The organism is Pseudomonas sp. LBUM920 (assembly GCF_003852315.1).
In the GTDB taxonomy this organism is placed as follows: domain Bacteria; phylum Pseudomonadota; class Gammaproteobacteria; order Pseudomonadales; family Pseudomonadaceae; genus Aquipseudomonas.
This window is the reverse complement of the sequence record NZ_CP027762.1, coordinates 3,132,443-3,149,644: the sequence shown is the minus strand read 5'-3', so window position 1 is coordinate 3,149,644 and position 17,202 is coordinate 3,132,443. Positions and strand designations below refer to the sequence as shown.

Below are 17,202 nucleotides of genomic sequence, written 5' to 3'. Positions count from 1 at the left end.
CTCATTCCTCGGTCAGCGCGGAGCCGGCGCGGTCCAGCAGCGGCTTGAACAGGTAATTGAGCAACGAGCGCTCGCCGGTGCGCACGAACATCTCGGCAGGCATGCCCGGCTTGATCACCAGGCCATGGAGTTTCTCCAGTGCGGCCTCGCTCACCGTGGTGCGCAGCACGTAGTACGGCTGGCCGGTTTTTTCATCAAGCATCTGGTCGGCAGAAATCAGGCTGACTTCGCCCGGCACGCGCGGGGTGCGGCTCTGGTTGAAGGCCGTGAACAGGATATCCACCGGCAAGTGCGTGCCAACCTTATCCACCAGGTTCACCGGCAAACGCCCTTCGACTTCCAGGCGTGTGCCCTGTGGCACGATTTCCAACAGGGTTTCACCGGCACGCACCACGGCGCCTTCGGTGTGCACGCTGAGGTTGACCGCAATGCCATCGGCCGGGGCGTTGATCTCACTGTGCTGCAGGTCGAAGCCGGCCGAGGTGAGCTGCTGCTCCAGGGTCAGGCTGCGCAGCTGCGCGTCGGCCAGTTGGCTGCGCACCTCCTTCTGATATTCCTCGCTGTGCTGCTGCAACTTGAGCCGTGATTCAAGAATGCCCTGCTCTACGCGGCCGCTTTCGCCGGCGTTCTGCGCCAGGTCCTGTTGCACCTGGGACAGTTGCCGCTGGTAATCGAGCAAGCGATTGCGCGGGATATAGCCGTTGTCGGCCAAGGGTTGCAGGTTGGCCAGTTGGTCACGCAGGGATTGGGCCTGGGCGGACAAGTCGCTGCGGGCACGGCGCATGCCATTGAGTTGCGAGGTGGCACCGTCGATATTCGCGCGAATCCCGGCTTGCTCACGGGAAAACGCCTCGCGGCGGCTGCTGAACAGTTGGCGCTGGCCTTCCAGCACCAGGGCCAGGGCCGGATCGGGGTTGGCGCTCAGCTCGGCCGGAAAGGTGATGCTGGAGCGGTTATCGCGCTCGCTCTGCCAACGCGCCACGCTGGCCCAGGCCATGCGGTACTGGGCTTGCAGGGATTGCACGTCGGCCTGGTTCTGGGTCTGGTCAAGGCGAAACAGCGGCTGGCCTTGTTTGACCACCTCGCCCTCCTTCACCAGAATCCGGCTGACCACGCCGGGACTGAAGGTTTGCACGGCTTTGCGCTTGCCCGACACCACCACCGTGCCTTGCACCGGGATGCCTTGGTCCAGAGGCGCCAGGCTGGCCCAGAGAAAGAAGCCGCCGGCGCCGACGATGGTCAGCAGCCAACCCATTTTTACGAAAAAACCGGCATCACGTTGCTCAAATGTAAGGCTGCTCATGCGCCTGGATTCCTTCCGGCTTGGTACTGACGGCTGAGGCTCACGCCGGCCTTTTCTCGTGGTGCTTCCTGCTGCTGGCCCGACAAGGCGCGCAGCACTTCCTGGCTGGGGCCGAAGGCCTGCAAACGGCCTTCGTTCAGCACCAGCAATTTATCGGCCTGGGCCAGCGCCGAGGACCGGTGCGTCACCAGCACCACGCTGCTGCCCTGGGCTTTCATCTGCACGATGGCACTGGCCAGCGCGGCCTCGCCGACGGTGTCGAGGTTGGAGTTGGGTTCATCCAGCACGATCAAGCGCGGCCCGCCGTAGAGCGCGCGTGCCAGGGCCACGCGTTGTTTCTGGCCACCGGACAGGCCACCGCCGTTGTCGCCCAGCACCGTGTCGTAACCCTGCGGCAGGCGCAGGATCAGCTCATGCACACCGGCTTGTTGCGCGGCCTGCACCACGCGTTCCGGGTCGGCGTCGCGAAACCGCGCAATGTTGTCGGCGATGCTGCCGCTGAACAGTTCGATGTCCTGGGGCAAATAACCGATATGAGGGCCAAGGTCGTCACGGTCCCAGCGATGGATATCGGCGCCGTCCAGGCGCACCGTGCCGGCCAGGGTTGGCCACACACCCACCAGCACGCGAGCCAGGGTGGATTTGCCCGAACCCGACGCGCCGAGCACGCCCAGCACTTCGCCCGCACCGAGGTTGAAGCTGACCTGATGCAAGGTCGGCACGCGCCGCCCGGGCGGGCCCGCGCTGACTTGCTCGAAACTGACCTGGCCGTTGGGCGCCGGCAGCGCCATGTGTTCGACTTCCGGCGGGAATTCGCGCAGCAATTGGTCAAGCCGCTGGTAAGCCAACTTGGCCGAGCTCCACTGCTTCCACACCGCAATCAGTTGGTCGATGGGGCTGAGCACGCGGCCCATGAGGATGGAACCGGCGATCATCATCCCGGCCGTCATCTCGCCTTTGATCACCAGAAAGGCGCCCAAGCCCAGCACCAGTGATTGCAGGCACAGGCGAAAGGACTTGCTCAGCGAGGTGATCACCGAGCCGGTGTCGCTGGCCTTGTTCTGATAGCCGAGAAATTGCGAATGCACCGCGAACCAGCGCTTGCGCAACGCGCCGAGCATGCCCATGGCCTGGATCGTCTCGGCGTTGTGCAAATGGCTGGTGGCCAACTGGGTCGATTGCTGGGAAAACGCGCCCGCCTCGCCCAGCGGTTTTTTGGTCAGGTATTCATTCAGGCACGCCAGCGCGATCAGCAGTACCGCGCCCGCCGTTGCCAGCACGCCGAGCCACACGTTGAAGAGGAAAATCACGAACAGGTAGATGGGAAACCACGGTGCATCAAAGAACGCGAACAGCGCAGGCCCCGTGATGAATTGGCGGATCACGGTCAGGTCGCCAAGGGATTGCCCGGCGTGCCCCTCACCGCGTTGCAGGTTGCGTTCAAAGGCGGCTTTGTAGACGCGCAAGTTGAAGCGTCGCTCCAACTGACTGCCGATACGGATCACGATAAAACTGCGAATGACTTCCAGCGTGCCGATAAACGCAAAGAAGCCGACGACCATCAACGTCAACATCACCAGGGTGGTTTCATTCTGGGAGGACAACACACGGTCGTACACTTGCAGCATGTAAATCGACGGCACCAGCATCAACAGGTTAATCAATGCGGTAAAACAGCCGATGCTGATCAAAATACTCTTGTATTCACCCAACGCCCTGAATAAGGGCGCAACCGCATGGGACTTCGCCATATCTTCTGATCTTCCCTGAAGCGAATTACGCGCACTAGTTGCCCTGGCCCCACAGTAGGGCGGCCAACTATTAAAATCGGGTTATATGCTTATTACTTTTAATTAAGGTGTTCGTTGCAGGATAACTTCGGGAATTGAAGGCGTCTGCCCTTTATATTCGCCGTCTTTTTCACGGTTCAAATGAATAATGCCGGTGCCCTGGGCGTTCATCAGCCAGATGCCATCCGGGGTCGGCAACCAGGTCAGCGGTTTATCGCCCAGCCATTGCGCGGCGCACGCCACGTCACCGGCCAGCGCGTTCGGCTGGTCCAACAGGTCCAACGCGCACACTTGATCCTGCTGGTGCAACTGCCAGTGGCCGGCCAACTGGGCGGTGGTGGGTAAAACGAGACTGCTAGCCATTGCGTGGGCTCCTGCCGACACGAACAACACCTGTGAAGCACAGGCGATCAAATGAGAAAAACGCGGCATGTTCTGCTCCATCATAGAGCGCGGCGCCGGAGCGCCGCGCGCTTTACATCACGCTACGATGTCGCTGACCGCAGCCTGGCCAACGGTGGTGACGAGGAAATCCGCCACGCCGTGCCCGGAGAAGTCCACGGCCAAGGTGCCCAGGTTGGTACCCGAGGCATAGCTGAGTACAGCATCGCCGGCATGCCCGGTAAATGCGTTGACGAAGCTCAAGCCTGCACCTTTGGTGATACCGGACAGGTCGATCTTGTCCGAACCCGAGGTGAAGTCGAAGATCTTGTCAGCAGCCCCCGGCTTGGAATCGGAACTGGCACCGTACACGAAGGTATCGTTGCCGGCGCCGCCCCACAGTTGGTCCGCACCGCCACCGCCGTAGATGATGTCGTTGCCGGCACCGCCTTTGATGAGGTTGGCTGCGTTGTTACCAATGATCAGGTCGTTGCCCGAACCGCCGAAGGCGTTCTCGACAGTGACGCCCTTGGCGATGGACACGTTGCCCACCAGGCCGCCAACGTCGGAGAACGAGGCCTCATTGAGGTTGATCTTCTGGTTTTGGGTAAAACCGGAGAAGTCCAGGGTGTCGTTGCCACCACCGTCCCATACCGAGAACACCAGCTTGTCGGCATTGGACGTAGCGCTGTAGAAATCACGCCCGGTGTTGGAGTTGAAACCGTAGGTGGTGTCGCCGGCGCGGGTGCTGTAGTTGGCACCGTAGAGCTTCTGGATTGCGGCGATGTCGTCGATCAGCGGGCCCGATGCGTAAGCTTCGACGCCGCCTTTGGTGAAGTTCTGGTTGGTGTTGCTTTCGCTCCAGTAACTCATGACGCTGTAGCCACGCGTGTCCTGTCCATAGTCCGCGTCTTTGTACGAAGGGTTGCCGGTCCCGGCGTTGTAGTCGCCAGGGTGAGCCAGGCCCAGGGTATGGCCGATTTCGTGGGTCAGGGTCTGCCGGCCGTAGTTGTTCACGTCCGGGGTCTTGTTCGGCGTGTAGCTGCTGTTGGTCAGGTACCACGAAGTGCCGTCGTAGCCTGCGCCGGTGCCGGGCAGGTAAGCGAAGGCAGCCGCGCCATCCTGGCCACCGCTGTAGTTGCCGAAGGTCATGTGCGTGTCACCGCCCGAGGCGCTTTCGGTAAAGCTCACGTTGGCGACATCCGACCAGGATTGCATGGCCAGTACGGCCTGTGCTTTCTGCTGGGCGTTGAACTGGCTGAACCCGGAGATACCATGTTTGTTCAGGGTGGCCGAGGAAGCCGAGGTGAGGAAGGTGTAGGTCAGATCGATCTTGCCGTTGTGATTCACATCCTTGTACGAGGCGCCATCGCGCAGCAGGTGGTCCGCTGCCTGGTCCACGGAAAAGGACGGTTTGCCATTCACCGTGAGGTTGCCGCCACGGTCATACAGATGGCTGAAGCTATCGATTTGCGAGTAAGCAGTGCTGGCTTGCGCGGCAGAAACAATAGCTTTGTCTTTTACTTTTGACATAAACGTACTTCCTTGTTTGCAAGTGCATCAGTCTTTGGTCGATAGGAACCCCGCGGGCGAGATCGTCCTATCACTCGCCTCTTTTGAAGGCGTATCGAAACTGACACAACTTGAAATCTTTCGTCTACAAATATTTCCGCAGCGAAAATGTGACGTGGATTCAACTTAAGGAAGTCGCGGGCAATGTTTATTGGGGGCCATTGCATTTGCCCAACGGGCGCAGACCCTGTGTTATTTAAATATTAAATAGAAGTAAAGCCGCTCAAGTTGAGCGGCGCACTTGGATAATGGATCCAATATATTGTCACGGTGTCATTGGCGACATTAAAGAGCCACTACTTACACTATTAATTATTAGTTGCCCCCTATTACCGGGACACACTCCAGCCGGACCTCGCCAATGCCTCGAGCAACGTTTCACCCGCCAACCCTGGCACCGTGACCCCCTGCTCCGTGGTCATGTCCTCACCGGCCAGCAGGGCATTGATGATCGCCTCCTCCACGGCTTCTGCCGCGGCCGTGAACAGCGGTGAGATGTGATCGTTGTTGACCATCTGCAACGCGGTGCTCAGTGGCGAGCCTTTGCGCCCGTAATCGGCTGGCGGCAGATCGCGGTTGCCGGTGGCGAAGGCCAGGAACAGGTCGCCGCTGGAGTCCTCGGTGCCGCCGCCGGTGCGCGCAATGCCGATCGAGGCGCGTTGCGCCAGACGCCGACACTGATGTGGCAGCAACGGTGCGTCGGTGGCGATGATCACCACGATGGAGCCCATGCCTGGCGTGCCACGCGTGGCGAAGGGGGATGCAATGCCCATCAAGTGACGACCAACCGGGTAACCCTCCACCCGCAGCTCCTGGCGCTTGCCATGGTTAGCCTGCACCAGCGCGCCGACGGTCCAGCCGCCCTGCTCGGCCGGCAATCGCCGCGAGGCGGTGCCGATGCCGCCCTTGAACTCATGGCAGATCATCCCGGTGCCACCGCCCACCGCTCCTTCCTGCACCGCGCCGCCTTGGGCGCTATCCAGCGCCTGGCGCACATGCTCAGGCTTGACGTGCTGGCCCCAGATGTCATTGAGCAGCCCGTCGTAGGTTTCCATCACCACCGGCATGCACCAATACACCGCCGGGTCCGCCAGGCGTTCACGCTCCAGGGCGATCAAGGTGTCACGCACCACGCCGATGCTGTGAGTGTTGGTGATGGCCACTGGCGTGGTCAGCAACCCCGCTTCGCTGATCCATTCAAGGCCGGTGGCATCGCCATTGCCGTTGAGTACGTGGTAGCCGGCAAAACACGGTTGCTGGCGCGCCTCGCCTTCGCGCGGCTGGATCAGGGTGACGCCGGTCCGCACTTGTTTGCCGTCGATACACGCCTTGAGCGTACTGTGACCGACCCGAACGCCCGGCACATCGGTGATGGCGTTCAATTCGCCGGGCGTGCCCAGCCCCAACGTGATGCCGATTTGACGTGCACGCATAGCCACTCCTTACCTGTAATTGCGCGAAATGAGGCTGACGGTAGCGCCTGCCGGCCTGTCAGCCAATGCCCCTATTGGCGTACTCCCCTTGACGGTACTCGCCAAAAGCCGAACCCTTGGCCGATCTTTAGAGGGCGGGAGCCTGTGACATGAGCCTGTTCAGAGAGGTCGGTCTGCACGCAGGCCTTGGCCGCACCGTCGCTCACATCGGCACCGAGCGGTTCTGGAAGCAACTGGTGCTGTTGCTGCAGCAGTGCCTGCCCTTCGATAACGCCCTGGCGATTGTTTATCCACTGGCGGGGCCGCCCCAGGCCCTGGAGGAATACGACGCCCTGCCGAGCAGCAAGCCGGCGTCGATGCTGGCCTACCTCACCGGCCTGTATGTGCTCGACCCGTTTTACCAGGCCTGTCGCGAGGGTTATGCCAGTGGCGTGTACCGGCTGGAGGAAGTCGCGCCGGACCATTTTCGCCAGAGCGATTACTTCCTCAACTACTTCCACGACAACGTGCTGGAAGACGAGGTGCAGTTCATCCTGCAGGTGCCGGGTACAGGGACATTGTCGCTGTCGCTGGGCATGCAACGGCGCTTCAGCCTCGAGGAGACCGGGCTGATGACCCTGCTGGCGGCCTGGGTGTTGCCCCTGATGCAGCAACATTGGCAGCAAAGCGCCCAACGCGCGCCGACGATGCACAGCCAGGTCAGGGATGCGCTGAACCAATTCGGCACTGGCGTGCTCTCGGAGCGTGAGCTGGAAGTGGCCCGCCTGGTGCTGCGCGGCTTCTCGTCCAAGGCCATGGCCGAGCGCCTGAAGATCTTGCCGGACACGGTGAAGGTGCACCGGCGACACCTGTACGCAAAGCTGGATATCTCGTCACAGCCGGAGCTGTTTTCGTTGTTTATCCAGTCTTTAGGCCATGATCTGGAAAACCCCTCACGGCATGCACGGTTGTGCCGAGCCGGCGCGTTCCAGCTGGCAGGCTTATTGTGGCGCGCAAGGCTACCGTGCCGAGCTGGGTTACTGTGGCGAGCGGGCTTGCCCCGCGTTGGGGTGCGAAGCGGCCCCAGTAGGCATGAATGCGGTGTATCAGACAGTCTTCAGCGGCAGGTCTTGGGGCCGCTTCGCAGCCCAACGCGGGGCAAGCCCGCTCGCCACAGGACGCCCGCTTCTCACAGCAGGTCTTTGCCACAACAGGGCCTTGCCACAACAAGGCCTTGTCACAGCAAGCCTGCTCGCCACAGCGGTTAAGCCTATCGCCCGGTACGAATGGTGTTCCACACCCGCGTACGAACCCGGTCGATGTTCAGCGGCATCGCTTCGAGTGCAAACAGCTTGCCCATCATTTCCGGGCTCGGGTACACCTTGGTGTCGGCTTTGATCGCCGGGTCTACCAGGCTGTCGGCTGCGGCGTTGCCGTTGGCGTAGTGCACGTAGTTGGTGATGCTGGCCATCACTTCCGGGCGCAGCAGATAGTTCATGAACGCATAGCCGGCTTTTTCGTCAGGCGCGTCGGCCGGCATGGCGACCATGTCGAACCAGATGGCGGCGCCTTCCTTGGGAATGTTGTAGCCGATGTTTACGCCGTTCTTGGCTTCCTTGGCACGGCTCTCGGCCTGCAGGATGTCGCCGGAGAAGCCGACGGCCACGCAGATGTCGCCATTGGCCAGGTCAGCGGTGTACTTCGAAGAGTGGAAATACGCCACGTACGGCCGCACTTTCATCAGCAGGTCTTCAGCCTTCTTGTAGTCCTCGGGCTTTTTGCTGTGGTGCGGCAGGCCCAGGTAGTTAAGCGCCGCCGGCAGCAGTTCCGGACCGTTGTCGAGGATCGCCACGCCGCATTTTTGCAGCTTGGCCATATTCTCCGGCTTGAAGATCAGGTCCCAGGAATCCACCGGGGCGTTGTCGCCCAGCACGGCCTTGACCTTGTCGATGTTGTAGCCGATGCCCGTGCTGCCCCACAGGTACGGGAAGCCGTGCTGGTTGCCCGGGTCGTTGTTTTCCAGGGCCTTGAGCAATACCGGGTTGAGGTTTTTCCAGTTCGGCAACTGGCTCTTGTCGAGCTTTTTCAGGGCGCCGCCCTGGATTTGCCGGGCCATGAAGTGGTTGGACGGAAACACCACGTCATACCCGGATTTGCCGGTCATCAACTTGCCGTCGAGGGTTTCGTTGCTGTCGTACACGTCGTAAGTGAAACCGATGCCGGTTTCTTGCTGGAAGTTCTTGGTGGTGTCCGGCGCAATGTAGTCCGACCAGTTATAGATCTTCACCGTCTCGGCGGCCTGGCTGATAGCGGCCACCAACATCAAGGGCAACAGGGCAATGGCTTTCATGGTTCGATTTCCTGGCGGTTTTAGGGCTGTTTTTATGGCAGGCGATCAAGGATCAAAGCGTTACAGAATCAATACATAGGTCTTGCGCACGGTTTCCTGGATATCCCAGATTCCGGTGCTGTTGGCCGGCAACATCAGTGCATCACCGGCTTGTATGTGGACGATTTCACCGTTATCGGGCGTGAAGGTGCAGCGGCCCTGGATAAAGTGGCAAAACTCCTGGGATTTGATCTGCCGACGCCAGCGCCCCGGCGTGCACGCCCAGATGCCGGTTTCGACGCCGTCGCCGCGCTCAACACTTAAGGTCGAGGCCACGGCGACGGGTTCGCCCAAGGGCACGGCCACCGGTGACGAGTCCGGCAAGTGGGCATTCAGCGTGTCTTTGAATTGAGTGATGCTCATGGGGTTTCCCGTGTGAGTGAAACGTCTTAGTGCATGAAACCTTCCATGAACCCGGCCACGCCGGTCGCCAACTTGCGGCGCCAGGGCGCGGTATTGGGGTTGGCCAATACCTGGTCCTCATGGACGAAACTGCGAATGATCGCGTTGTAGCCCAGCCAGCGGCACGGCTCGGGCTCCCAGGCCTTGAGCGCGTCCAGGCCTCGTTCGCGGATCACCCACGGCTGGGTGGTCAGCGGCGTGTCGAGGCCCAGGATCAAGTCGGCCAGGGTGCGGCCACCCAGGTTGCTGGCGCCTACGCCCTCCCCGCCGTACCCACCGGACAGCGCGATGCCGGTCTTGTGGTCACACAGCATGTGCGGTCGAAAGTTACGCGACATGCCGAGGTTGCCGCCCCACGAATGGGTAATCCGAACCTTCTTCAACTGTGGGAAGAGTTCGCCGAACAGGTAGCGACGCAGTTCCACTTCGCTGTCGGTCAGGTCGAAGTTGTGGCGCAATTTACCGGCGAACTGGTAACCGCCACGCGCGCCGAACACCAGGCGGTTGTCGGCCGAACGCTGGCCGTAAGTGACCTGGCGGCTGCTTTCACCGAATGCCTGGCCGTGGCTCAAGCCGATTTCATCCCAGGCGCTGGCGGGCAATGGCTCGGTGGCGACAATCAGGCTTTGTACCGGCAGTTGATAGCGACCCAGCGGCGGCAGCGTGGTGGCATACCCCTCGACAGCCGGCACCACCCAGGCGGCCCGCACGCCCGCCTTGGCGGTGCGCAGGCTGCCGGACTGCCAATGGGTGACCGGGCTGTTTTCGTAGAGGGTGACGCCCATGCTCTCCACGACGCGCGCCAGGCCACGCACCAGTTTGGCCGGGTTGATCGTCGCCACATGCGGCGCGTAGATGCCGCCATAGGGTTTGGCGATACGGATCTGTTCGGCCAGCTGTTGCGGGCTCAGCCAGCGGTAATCGTCTGCCGTCAGGCCTTGGGCGTAGAGTTTTTCGAGGTAGCGGCGCAGGCTGCCTTCCTGCTCGGGGTAGCGCGCGGCGCAGTACAGCGCGCCGCCCTTGCGGTAGTCGCAGTCGATGCCCTCACGGGCCAGCACTCGCGCCACTTCATCGGGAATCCCGTGCAGCAGGTCAAAGGAGGCGCGGCGTTGCTGCGGGTCAAGCCCGGCGAGCAGGCGATCTTCGCCGAGCAAATTGCCCATCAGCCAGCCGCCGTTGCGGCCAGAGGCGCCAAAACCTGCGGTTTGCGCTTCGATAATTGCAATTTTCAGCTCAGGTGCCTGGCGTTTCAGGTAATAGGCCGTCCACAGGCCCGTGTACCCGGCACCGATGATGGCCACATTGACGTCCAAGTCATGCTCCAGCGCCGGCCGCGCCAGCAGCGGGTCGTCCAACTGGTCCATCCATAAACTGATATTGCGCCATGCCGGCATGCCAAGCTCCCCTACCTCGTTTCGATAGGCTGGATCCTAGAGCGCGGCGTTATGGGCTGTCTTGCGCGCGTGCACGCAGAGAAATTTGTTTGACGTAGGCCTTGGGCGACTGGCCGGTGTGCTGGCGAAAGGCACTGTAGAAGGCCGACAGCGAATTGAAACCGGCGGCGAATGCCAGGTCATCGACTTTGATCGGTGGCACGGCGTTATCCAGCGCCGCCAGCAAGTGTTGAAGCCGTGCCTGGTTGACGTAGCGATAGAAGCTCTGCCCCAGCACCTGGTTCAACAGGTAGGAAATCTGATTGCGACTGTAGCCGCATTCCTTGGCAACCCGTTGCAGGTCCAGTTCCGGGTCCAGATAGGGTTGCTTGAGTTCGAAATACTGTTGCAGGTCATTGGCCATGTGCCCCAATTGCTGGGGCGACAAGCCCAGGCGGCTGACCGTGGGGCGCATGGCCGGGGTCGCCTGTTCGTGCACCAGTGACGCGTATTCGTTGACCCGCCAGATCAGCCCGTCGCGCACGGTGATGGCCTCGCTGGTGCGAAACGACACCAGGCCCTGGCCGCCCCGCAAGGTGATGCGGTACTGGATGAACGCGGTGTCGCCGTCGGCACGAATACGGTCGGTGTGCTCAATGGCTTCATCGGCGCCACGCGGCATGCTCGCTTGCAGGTATTCACGCAGTTCGGCGTAGGCGATGACGCGGTTCTGGAAGAAGTCGTGGTACTGGATGTCCGGATGGTAATAGGACATCACGCCATCCAGATCACGATGGCGCCAGCACAGATGGTGACGCAGCACCAGATCGCCCGTGGCTTGGGTGTGTTGGCAATCATCGTCCGGGGCGGTCTGCGGCATGGGCGGCTCTGTTGCGGGTAAACCCTGGAGAGTGCCGAATTTCAGGGCAGCCTTCAATGGTCAATTGGCGCTTCTGAATACTGGCCTTTTGCCTAGTTTGTAGTAGGACATGACCCACATCAAGTTATTGAAAAAGAACTGCCCAACGGGCCTAAAAAAGTCACCTTGCGCTTGCGAACGGATGTTATTTTGAACGTCTTCGATGCCCTGGCCAGTGACGGTCATGGCCCCTGCCGCGAGCTAAAGGAAGCGCTCAATGAAGAAGGTGGGCAACATGAATAAAGTGACGTTTCCCAACGCTTGCCAGCTGATGCGCTGGCATTTTCACCCGATGGGCTTTGAGGGGAGCATGGACGCCCCCGGCAGCATGGTCGCCCGCCTGTTTGATCGCAGCAGCGGCGAAACGTTGATCGCGATTGCCGGCATTCCCTGTGCCACCGTGATGAATGCCGCCGATGTGGAGCGCATCATCGAAGCGGTCGAAGATGAGCTGGAGTGTTTTGTGCCGCCGCTGTCCTTGCGGGCCTGATCTCAGGTTATCAAGCGACGTGTAGCTAATGTGGGAACGGCTGCGGCTTTCCCACATCACGTTGCACTCACTGGCCGCGCTGATCGTCGAAAAACGCTTTGTTGCCATCTACCCGTTCCGAAGCCCTGGGCACATTCACGCCCTGGCCTTCCGGCTTTTCCACGAACCAATAGCAATGGCTTACAGCGCGGGTGATCCCGACATAGGCCAGGCGCAGCACTTCGTCTTTTTGGGCAGAGTCATACGGTTCGCTGTCACCAGCCTTGCCCAGGCCAGCCATGCGGTAGACCTGATTCTTGTAAGGCGAACTGGTCACATGCTGACAATCACCGAGTAGAAATACCGCATCGGCCTGTAGTCCTTTGGCGCTGTGGTAAGTCAGCTGTCTCAGCCTGCGGGCCGGCAGCGGCAAGCTAGAATCAGCATTAACTACAGGCTGAATATGCTCTTGAATCAATAACTTATCGCTACTTTTTCGATAAAGCATTAACACCGATTCGCCTCTTTGGTAGTGCGCCAGCAACTGCCGACCCAACGCAGCGTCGTCGCGCTCAAGCACCGTCACGGGTACCAGTGCCTTGGGCGCCCCACTGGCCTTGGCTTTCTTGCCGGGGATTGCAGGGGCGGCGCGCACAATATGCTCGGCGGCGTCGATGATGTGCTGGTGGCTGCGGTAGTTCTCACTCAGCATCACGCGGGTGGTGCTCGGCGACGGGAATTCGGTGTTGAATGCCATGAAGTATTGGGGCGAACTGCCGCGCCAGCCATAAATCGACTGCCAGTCATCGCCGACACACAGCAAGGATGAGCGCTGTGCGCCTCGGCCCACGTGCATCGCCGGGCCGCGACTACGGATTTCCCGCAGGCTGGCGCGAATCCACGACACGATCTGCGGTGACACGTCCTGAAACTCGTCGATCATCAAGTGCGACATCGGCCGCAGCAACGGATCGCTGAGCAGCTTGAGATTTTCCGGGGTATTTTCGCCGAACAGCGAAAACATCCGGTTGTAGGTCATGATCGGCGGCGATTGGTCGAGCAAGTGATCTTCCAGGGCTTTCCAGAAGATGCTCAAGGCTTCAAAAAACAAGCGGTCGGGATCGTCCTTGGCAAAGCTCATCTGGCCCACGGCAGTCGGCACGTCCAGGCCGAGGTTCTCGATGAACCCGGCAGCCATGACAAAGCTGTCCAGCAGTGGCGCCGAGGCGAGTTCGCCCTTGACCTTGTAATCGAAGCCCGGCCCTGCGGTAGCATCGCCGGCCAAGCTGCTTAATAGCCGTTTGGAAGATTCGTAACTATCGAGCCAAATCATAGGCTTACGACAGAAAGCTTGAAACAGGGTGCGCTTTACTGCCCACTCGGCACGTACCGAAAGCTTCGAATTCGGCCGGCTGATCTGGGCGTTTTCGCGTGAATCGAAGCCCAGCACCACCCAGGCGTCCAACTGGGGAATATAGCCGTGACAGTGAAACTGCGCGCCATTGATCTCAAACGTCTGACGGCTCGGCTCAATGCCCTTGATCGGCCATGCGCCCGCACGAAACCACAGGTCTTCGATGACATCGCACAGTTCTTCATCACGCTTGGCGGCCAACTCGGTGACGGCGATGCGCTTTTGCACATCCGGATGGTCGCGCTCCAGCTCCTTGAGCTGCAGGCCATGACGGGCCAAGGGTGCAATCAGTTCACGGAAACGCTCGTGCCGGCCGTGCAGCCGGTGGTAGCAGGCATTCATCTGTTGGCGTTGGGCATCGCCGATGCGCAGGTCGAATGGGTTGCTGTCCGCGTCCTCGACACCACTGCTGAGGTTTTCGAACGCCTGCAGCCGTTCAAAGCCAGGCAAGCTGCGTACCATCGGCAAGATGCGCGAGTGAAAGGTACGCACCACGGCCTGGGCTTCTTTGCTGCCAAGGGGTTGGCCCCACAGGCTGAGAATTTCCATGAGCTTGTTGATGAAGTCCTTGCGCGACTCGCGGGTGAACGTCACCACGGTCATCGAGCTCAGTTCAAAGCCCAGATAATGGGTGAGCAACAGGATCCGCAGCACCAGGGAGGTGGACTTACCGGCGCCCGCACCGGCGATCACCGACGTCGAAGGCGTGTCGCTGAAGATCATTTTCCATTGCGCGCTGCTCGGCTGTGCATGGGCTGGCAGTAAGCGCGCCACATCCGCCTTCATGCGCTTCTTCACGTCGGCGCTGAGCGGCAGCCGCCAGTCGTCGAACAGGCTGTCATCCACGCCTGGCGCTTTGTGCTCTTCGGGCCGGAAGTCACGGATCAGCAATACCTGGCGGCCCTCTTCTATTCCGTCAGCCTTGCCTTCGCGATAGCCATATTCCACACCGGCTTCGTGCCCGCTGCGAAATCCGTCAGCCTGGCCGTGCAGCCAGGAAAACCGATGCTGCGCACGTAGACGCGTAAGGCCGTGGCCAAACAAGCGGGCGGCCAGCCGTTTCAGCAGCGGCATTTCTGCCAGAGGTCGAAGCTCAGGGGGCAAATCAGGCGTTTGTTGCGGCACGCGGACTCCAGCGATGAGGTTGGTTTTGGCGAAGGCGCCATGGTCGCCGGAATCGGCGCTCAGTTCCAGCCAATTGCTTTGACGTCATGCAGTTAGGCGATGAAGTGAAAGTTGAAACGCCTGTAACCAATCGAATTATTGGATGAGAGTCCAGCAATTTTTACGCTTTTTATCGATCATGCACTGCTGGATCATGGTCCCCATCAACAGGAGACTCTCATGCTCGAACTTCGACCTTTCAACACGCTGGGCGGCGCCCATCATGGCTGGCTTGACGCCCATCACCACTTTTCATTCGCCCAATACCACGACCCCAAGCGCATGCACTGGGGCAACCTGCGGGTATGGAACGACGACATTATCGCGCCGGGCACGGGTTTCCCGCAGCATCCGCACCGCGACATGGAAATCATCACCTATGTGCGCGAAGGCGCCATCAGCCACGCCGACAACCTGGGCAACAAGGGCCGCACCGAGGCCGGCGATGTGCAGGTGATGAGTGCCGGCACCGGGATTGCCCACAGCGAATACAACCTGGAGGCCACCCCGACCAAGATTTTCCAGATCTGGATTATTCCAAACGAAGCCGGCTTGCCGCCTTCATGGGGCGCCAAACCCTTTCCCCAGGGAGATCGCGAGGGCTTTGTAACCCTAGCCAGCGGCAAGGCCGGTGACAGCGAAAGCCTGCGCATCCGCGCTGATGCACGTCTGGTAGCGGCCAACCTGAAAGCGGGCGAAAGTGCCGAGTATCGACTGGACAGCGGGCGCCGCGCGTACCTGGTGCCGGCGACGGGCGTGATTGAAGTCAATGGCTTGCGTGCGCAAGCGCGAGACGGCGTGGCGGTTGAGGATGAGCAACTGCTGCGGGTGACGGCGCTCGAGGACAGCGAGATCGTGCTGGTCGATCTGGCTTGAAGGGACTTTCGTTAACCTGAGAATGTGGGAGGGAGCAACTCCCTCCCACAGCCGAGATGGCGTGATTACTGGCTGATTGCGCCGTCGACCAGCACCTGCGCTTCTTCTACCAGTTGCTTGAGGTGATCCTCGCCCACAAAGCTCTCGGCGTAGATCTTGTAGATGTCCTCGGTGCCCGATGGGCGCGCGGCAAACCAGCCGTTTTCGGTCATCACCTTCAAACCGCCAATCGCCTGGTTATTGCCCGGCGCATGGCTGAGGATCTGCTGGATGCTTTCCCCGGCCAATTGCGTGGACGTGACCTGTTCCGGCGACAGCTTGCCCAGCAAGGCTTTCTGCGCCGGGGTGGCCTTGGCGTCGACGCGGATCGCGAAGGGCTCGCCCAGCGCATCGGTCAGGCCACGGTAGATCTGGCTTGGGTCCTGGCCTTTGCGCGAGGTCATTTCCGCCGCCAGCAGGGCCGGAATCAAGCCATCCTTATCGGTGCTCCACACAGTGCCATCCTTGCGCAGGAACGAGGCGCCGGCGCTCTCTTCGCCGCCAAAACCCAGAGAGCCTTCAAACAGGCCATCGGCAAACCATTTGAAGCCTACGGGCACTTCGTACAGACGACGGCCGATACGTGCGGCCACGCGGTCGATCAAGCCACTGCTGACCACGGTCTTGCCCACGGCTGCATCGGCGCGCCAGTCCGGGCGGTTCTGAAACAGGTAATCGATGGACACGGCCAGATAATTGTTCGGTGCCAACAGGCCGCCGGACGGCGTGACGATGCCGTGTCGATCGTGGTCCGGGTCGCAGGCGAAGGCCACGTCGAACCGCTCCTTGAGGCCGATCAAGCCTTGCATCGCATAGCTGGAGGACGGGTCCATACGGATCTGGCCGTCCCAGTCGACGCTCATGAAGCGGAAGGTTGAATCGACTTCAGTGTTCACCACGTCCAGGTTCAAGCGGTAGTGCTCGGCAATCGCCGACCAGTAGCGCACCCCTGCTCCGCCCAGCGGATCGACGCCCAGGCGCAAATCGGCGCTGCGGATGGCGTCCATGTCGATCACGTTGACCAGGTCGGCCACGTAGCTGTTGAGGTAATCATGGCGGTGCGTGGTATCGGCCTTGAGCGCCTGGGCGTGAGTGATGCGCTTGACCCCGGCGAGTTTGTTGGCCAACAGTTCATTGGCCTTGGCTTCGATCCACTTGGTGACGTGGGTATCGGCTGGGCCGCCATTGGGCGGGTTGTACTTGTAGCCGCCACTTTGCGGCGGGTTGTGCGACGGCGTGATAACGATGCCGTCGGCCAGGCCCGTGGTGCGGCCGCGGTTGTAGCAGATGATGGCGTGGGAAATGGCCGGGGTCGGCGTGTATTCATCGCCCTCGGCCAGCATCACGTGCACGCCGTTGGCCGCCAGGACTTCCAGCGCGCTGGCACCGGCCGGCGTCGACAGCGCATGAGTATCCAGGCCGACGAACAAAGGACCATTGATGCCTTGGGCTTCGCGATACAAACAGATGGCCTGGCTGATGGCGAGCACGTGCCACTCGTTGAAGCTCAGCTCAAACGAGCTGCCACGGTGGCCGGAGGTACCAAAAGCCACACGTTGGGTGGAGATCGCTGCATCAGGCTGGCCTGTGTAGTAGGCCGTGACCAGTCGCGGGATATCCACCAGCAACTGAGCTGGCGCCGGCTTGCCCGCAAAAGGACTGATAGTCATGCATGAACCTCGAAAAGAAGGATTTGGAA

General features: G+C 60.8%; 13 protein-coding genes and 1 pseudogene. 3 read left to right on the top strand and 11 right to left on the bottom strand.

Going from position 1 to position 17,202, the window contains the following annotated elements; translation table 11 throughout:
- Position 1: 1 nt before the first annotated feature.
- The 5 genes from C4J83_RS14615 to C4J83_RS14595 all read right to left on the bottom strand — a co-directional run bounded on the left by C4J83_RS14615 (position 2) and on the right by C4J83_RS14595 (position 6,479).
- Positions 2-1,303 carry an HlyD family type I secretion periplasmic adaptor subunit gene (locus C4J83_RS14615; RefSeq protein WP_106578107.1) on the bottom strand — a complete coding sequence of 434 codons (1,302 nt, stop codon included), beginning with the start codon at positions 1,301-1,303 and terminating at the stop codon, positions 2-4.
- A complete protein-coding gene (locus tag C4J83_RS14610; RefSeq protein WP_106578106.1) occupies positions 1,300-3,054 on the bottom strand; it encodes a type I secretion system permease/ATPase in 1,755 nt (584 codons plus the stop codon). The genes C4J83_RS14615 and C4J83_RS14610 overlap by 4 nt, the downstream gene beginning before the upstream one ends.
- Before the next feature lie 102 nt (positions 3,055-3,156).
- Entirely contained in the window at positions 3,157-3,525 is a 369-nt protein-coding gene (locus C4J83_RS14605; RefSeq protein WP_124417422.1) for a protease inhibitor Inh/omp19 family protein, read from the bottom strand.
- A 48-nt stretch (positions 3,526-3,573) separates the two neighbouring features.
- Positions 3,574-5,007, bottom strand: a complete 1,434-nt coding sequence (locus C4J83_RS14600; RefSeq protein WP_106578104.1) for a serralysin family metalloprotease — start codon at positions 5,005-5,007, stop codon at positions 3,574-3,576.
- A gap of 368 nt (positions 5,008-5,375) precedes the next feature.
- Complete coding sequence (locus C4J83_RS14595) at positions 5,376-6,479, bottom strand: DmpA family aminopeptidase (protein ID WP_124417421.1); 1,104 nt, start codon at positions 6,477-6,479, stop codon at positions 5,376-5,378.
- Positions 6,480-6,628: 149 nt separating this feature from the next.
- Between C4J83_RS14595 and C4J83_RS14590 the strand changes: the two are divergent.
- Positions 6,629-7,411, top strand: a pseudogene (locus tag C4J83_RS14590) (helix-turn-helix transcriptional regulator); the annotation flags it as partial.
- Positions 7,412-7,728: 317 nt separating this feature from the next.
- Here the strand turns inward: C4J83_RS14590 and C4J83_RS14585 are convergent.
- The 4 genes from C4J83_RS14585 to C4J83_RS14570 are packed head-to-tail and all read right to left on the bottom strand — an operon-like array spanning position 7,729 to position 11,502.
- Positions 7,729-8,808 (bottom strand): polyamine ABC transporter substrate-binding protein, encoded by a 1,080-nt coding sequence (locus C4J83_RS14585; RefSeq protein WP_119740593.1) that lies wholly within the window; start codon positions 8,806-8,808, stop codon positions 7,729-7,731.
- Between the two features lie 60 nt (positions 8,809-8,868).
- A complete protein-coding gene (locus tag C4J83_RS14580) occupies positions 8,869-9,210 on the bottom strand; it encodes a cupin domain-containing protein (RefSeq protein WP_106578100.1) in 342 nt (113 codons plus the stop codon).
- Between the two features lie 26 nt (positions 9,211-9,236).
- A complete protein-coding gene (locus C4J83_RS14575; protein WP_124417420.1) occupies positions 9,237-10,643 on the bottom strand; it encodes an NAD(P)/FAD-dependent oxidoreductase in 1,407 nt (468 codons plus the stop codon).
- Positions 10,644-10,692: 49 nt separating this feature from the next.
- Positions 10,693-11,502: a helix-turn-helix transcriptional regulator gene (locus C4J83_RS14570; RefSeq protein ID WP_119740596.1), complete on the bottom strand. Its 810-nt coding sequence runs from the start codon at positions 11,500-11,502 to the stop codon at positions 10,693-10,695.
- A 256-nt stretch (positions 11,503-11,758) separates the two neighbouring features.
- Here C4J83_RS14570 and C4J83_RS14565 point away from each other — a divergent pair, with 256 nt between their 5' ends.
- The gene (locus C4J83_RS14565) at positions 11,759-12,031 is read left to right on the top strand and encodes a DUF1652 domain-containing protein (protein ID WP_106578097.1); all 273 of its coding nucleotides are present in this window, start codon (positions 11,759-11,761) and stop codon (positions 12,029-12,031) included.
- 67 nt (positions 12,032-12,098) lie between these two features.
- Here C4J83_RS14565 and C4J83_RS14560 read toward each other — a convergent pair whose 3' ends face one another.
- Positions 12,099-14,549 (bottom strand): UvrD-helicase domain-containing protein, encoded by a 2,451-nt coding sequence (locus C4J83_RS14560; RefSeq protein WP_124417419.1) that lies wholly within the window; start codon positions 14,547-14,549, stop codon positions 12,099-12,101.
- Between the two features lie 219 nt (positions 14,550-14,768).
- Between C4J83_RS14560 and C4J83_RS14555 the strand changes: the two genes are divergently transcribed.
- Complete coding sequence (locus C4J83_RS14555) at positions 14,769-15,464, top strand: pirin family protein (RefSeq protein ID WP_124417418.1); 696 nt, start codon at positions 14,769-14,771, stop codon at positions 15,462-15,464.
- Between the two features lie 65 nt (positions 15,465-15,529).
- Here C4J83_RS14555 and pgm read toward each other — a convergent pair whose 3' ends face one another.
- On the bottom strand, positions 15,530-17,173 hold the full coding sequence (pgm, locus tag C4J83_RS14550; RefSeq protein WP_106578094.1) for a phosphoglucomutase (alpha-D-glucose-1,6-bisphosphate-dependent): 1,644 nt from the start codon (positions 17,171-17,173) through the stop codon (positions 15,530-15,532).
- Positions 17,174-17,202: the final 29 nt, after the last annotated feature.

What these genes read in the sequence shown, in the direction of transcription:
- C4J83_RS14570 (WP_119740596.1), bottom strand. Translation starts at nt 11,502, where the DNA reads ATGCCGCAGACCGCCCCGGACGATGATTGCCAACACACCCAAGCCACG.
- C4J83_RS14565 (WP_106578097.1), top strand. Translation starts at nt 11,759, where the DNA reads ATGAAGAAGGTGGGCAACATGAATAAAGTGACGTTTCCCAACGCTTGC.
- C4J83_RS14615 (WP_106578107.1), bottom strand. Translation starts at nt 1,303, where the DNA reads ATGAGCAGCCTTACATTTGAGCAACGTGATGCCGGTTTTTTCGTAAAA.
- C4J83_RS14585 (WP_119740593.1), bottom strand. Translation starts at nt 8,808, where the DNA reads ATGAAAGCCATTGCCCTGTTGCCCTTGATGTTGGTGGCCGCTATCAGC.
- C4J83_RS14610 (WP_106578106.1), bottom strand. Translation starts at nt 3,054, where the DNA reads ATGGCGAAGTCCCATGCGGTTGCGCCCTTATTCAGGGCGTTGGGTGAA.
- C4J83_RS14575 (WP_124417420.1), bottom strand. Translation starts at nt 10,643, where the DNA reads ATGCCGGCATGGCGCAATATCAGTTTATGGATGGACCAGTTGGACGAC.
- C4J83_RS14605 (WP_124417422.1), bottom strand. Translation starts at nt 3,525, where the DNA reads ATGCCGCGTTTTTCTCATTTGATCGCCTGTGCTTCACAGGTGTTGTTC.
- C4J83_RS14600 (WP_106578104.1), bottom strand. Translation starts at nt 5,007, where the DNA reads ATGTCAAAAGTAAAAGACAAAGCTATTGTTTCTGCCGCGCAAGCCAGC.
- C4J83_RS14580 (WP_106578100.1), bottom strand. Translation starts at nt 9,210, where the DNA reads ATGAGCATCACTCAATTCAAAGACACGCTGAATGCCCACTTGCCGGAC.
- pgm (WP_106578094.1), bottom strand. Translation starts at nt 17,173, where the DNA reads ATGACTATCAGTCCTTTTGCGGGCAAGCCGGCGCCAGCTCAGTTGCTG.
- C4J83_RS14555 (WP_124417418.1), top strand. Translation starts at nt 14,769, where the DNA reads ATGCTCGAACTTCGACCTTTCAACACGCTGGGCGGCGCCCATCATGGC.
- C4J83_RS14595 (WP_124417421.1), bottom strand. Translation starts at nt 6,479, where the DNA reads ATGCGTGCACGTCAAATCGGCATCACGTTGGGGCTGGGCACGCCCGGC.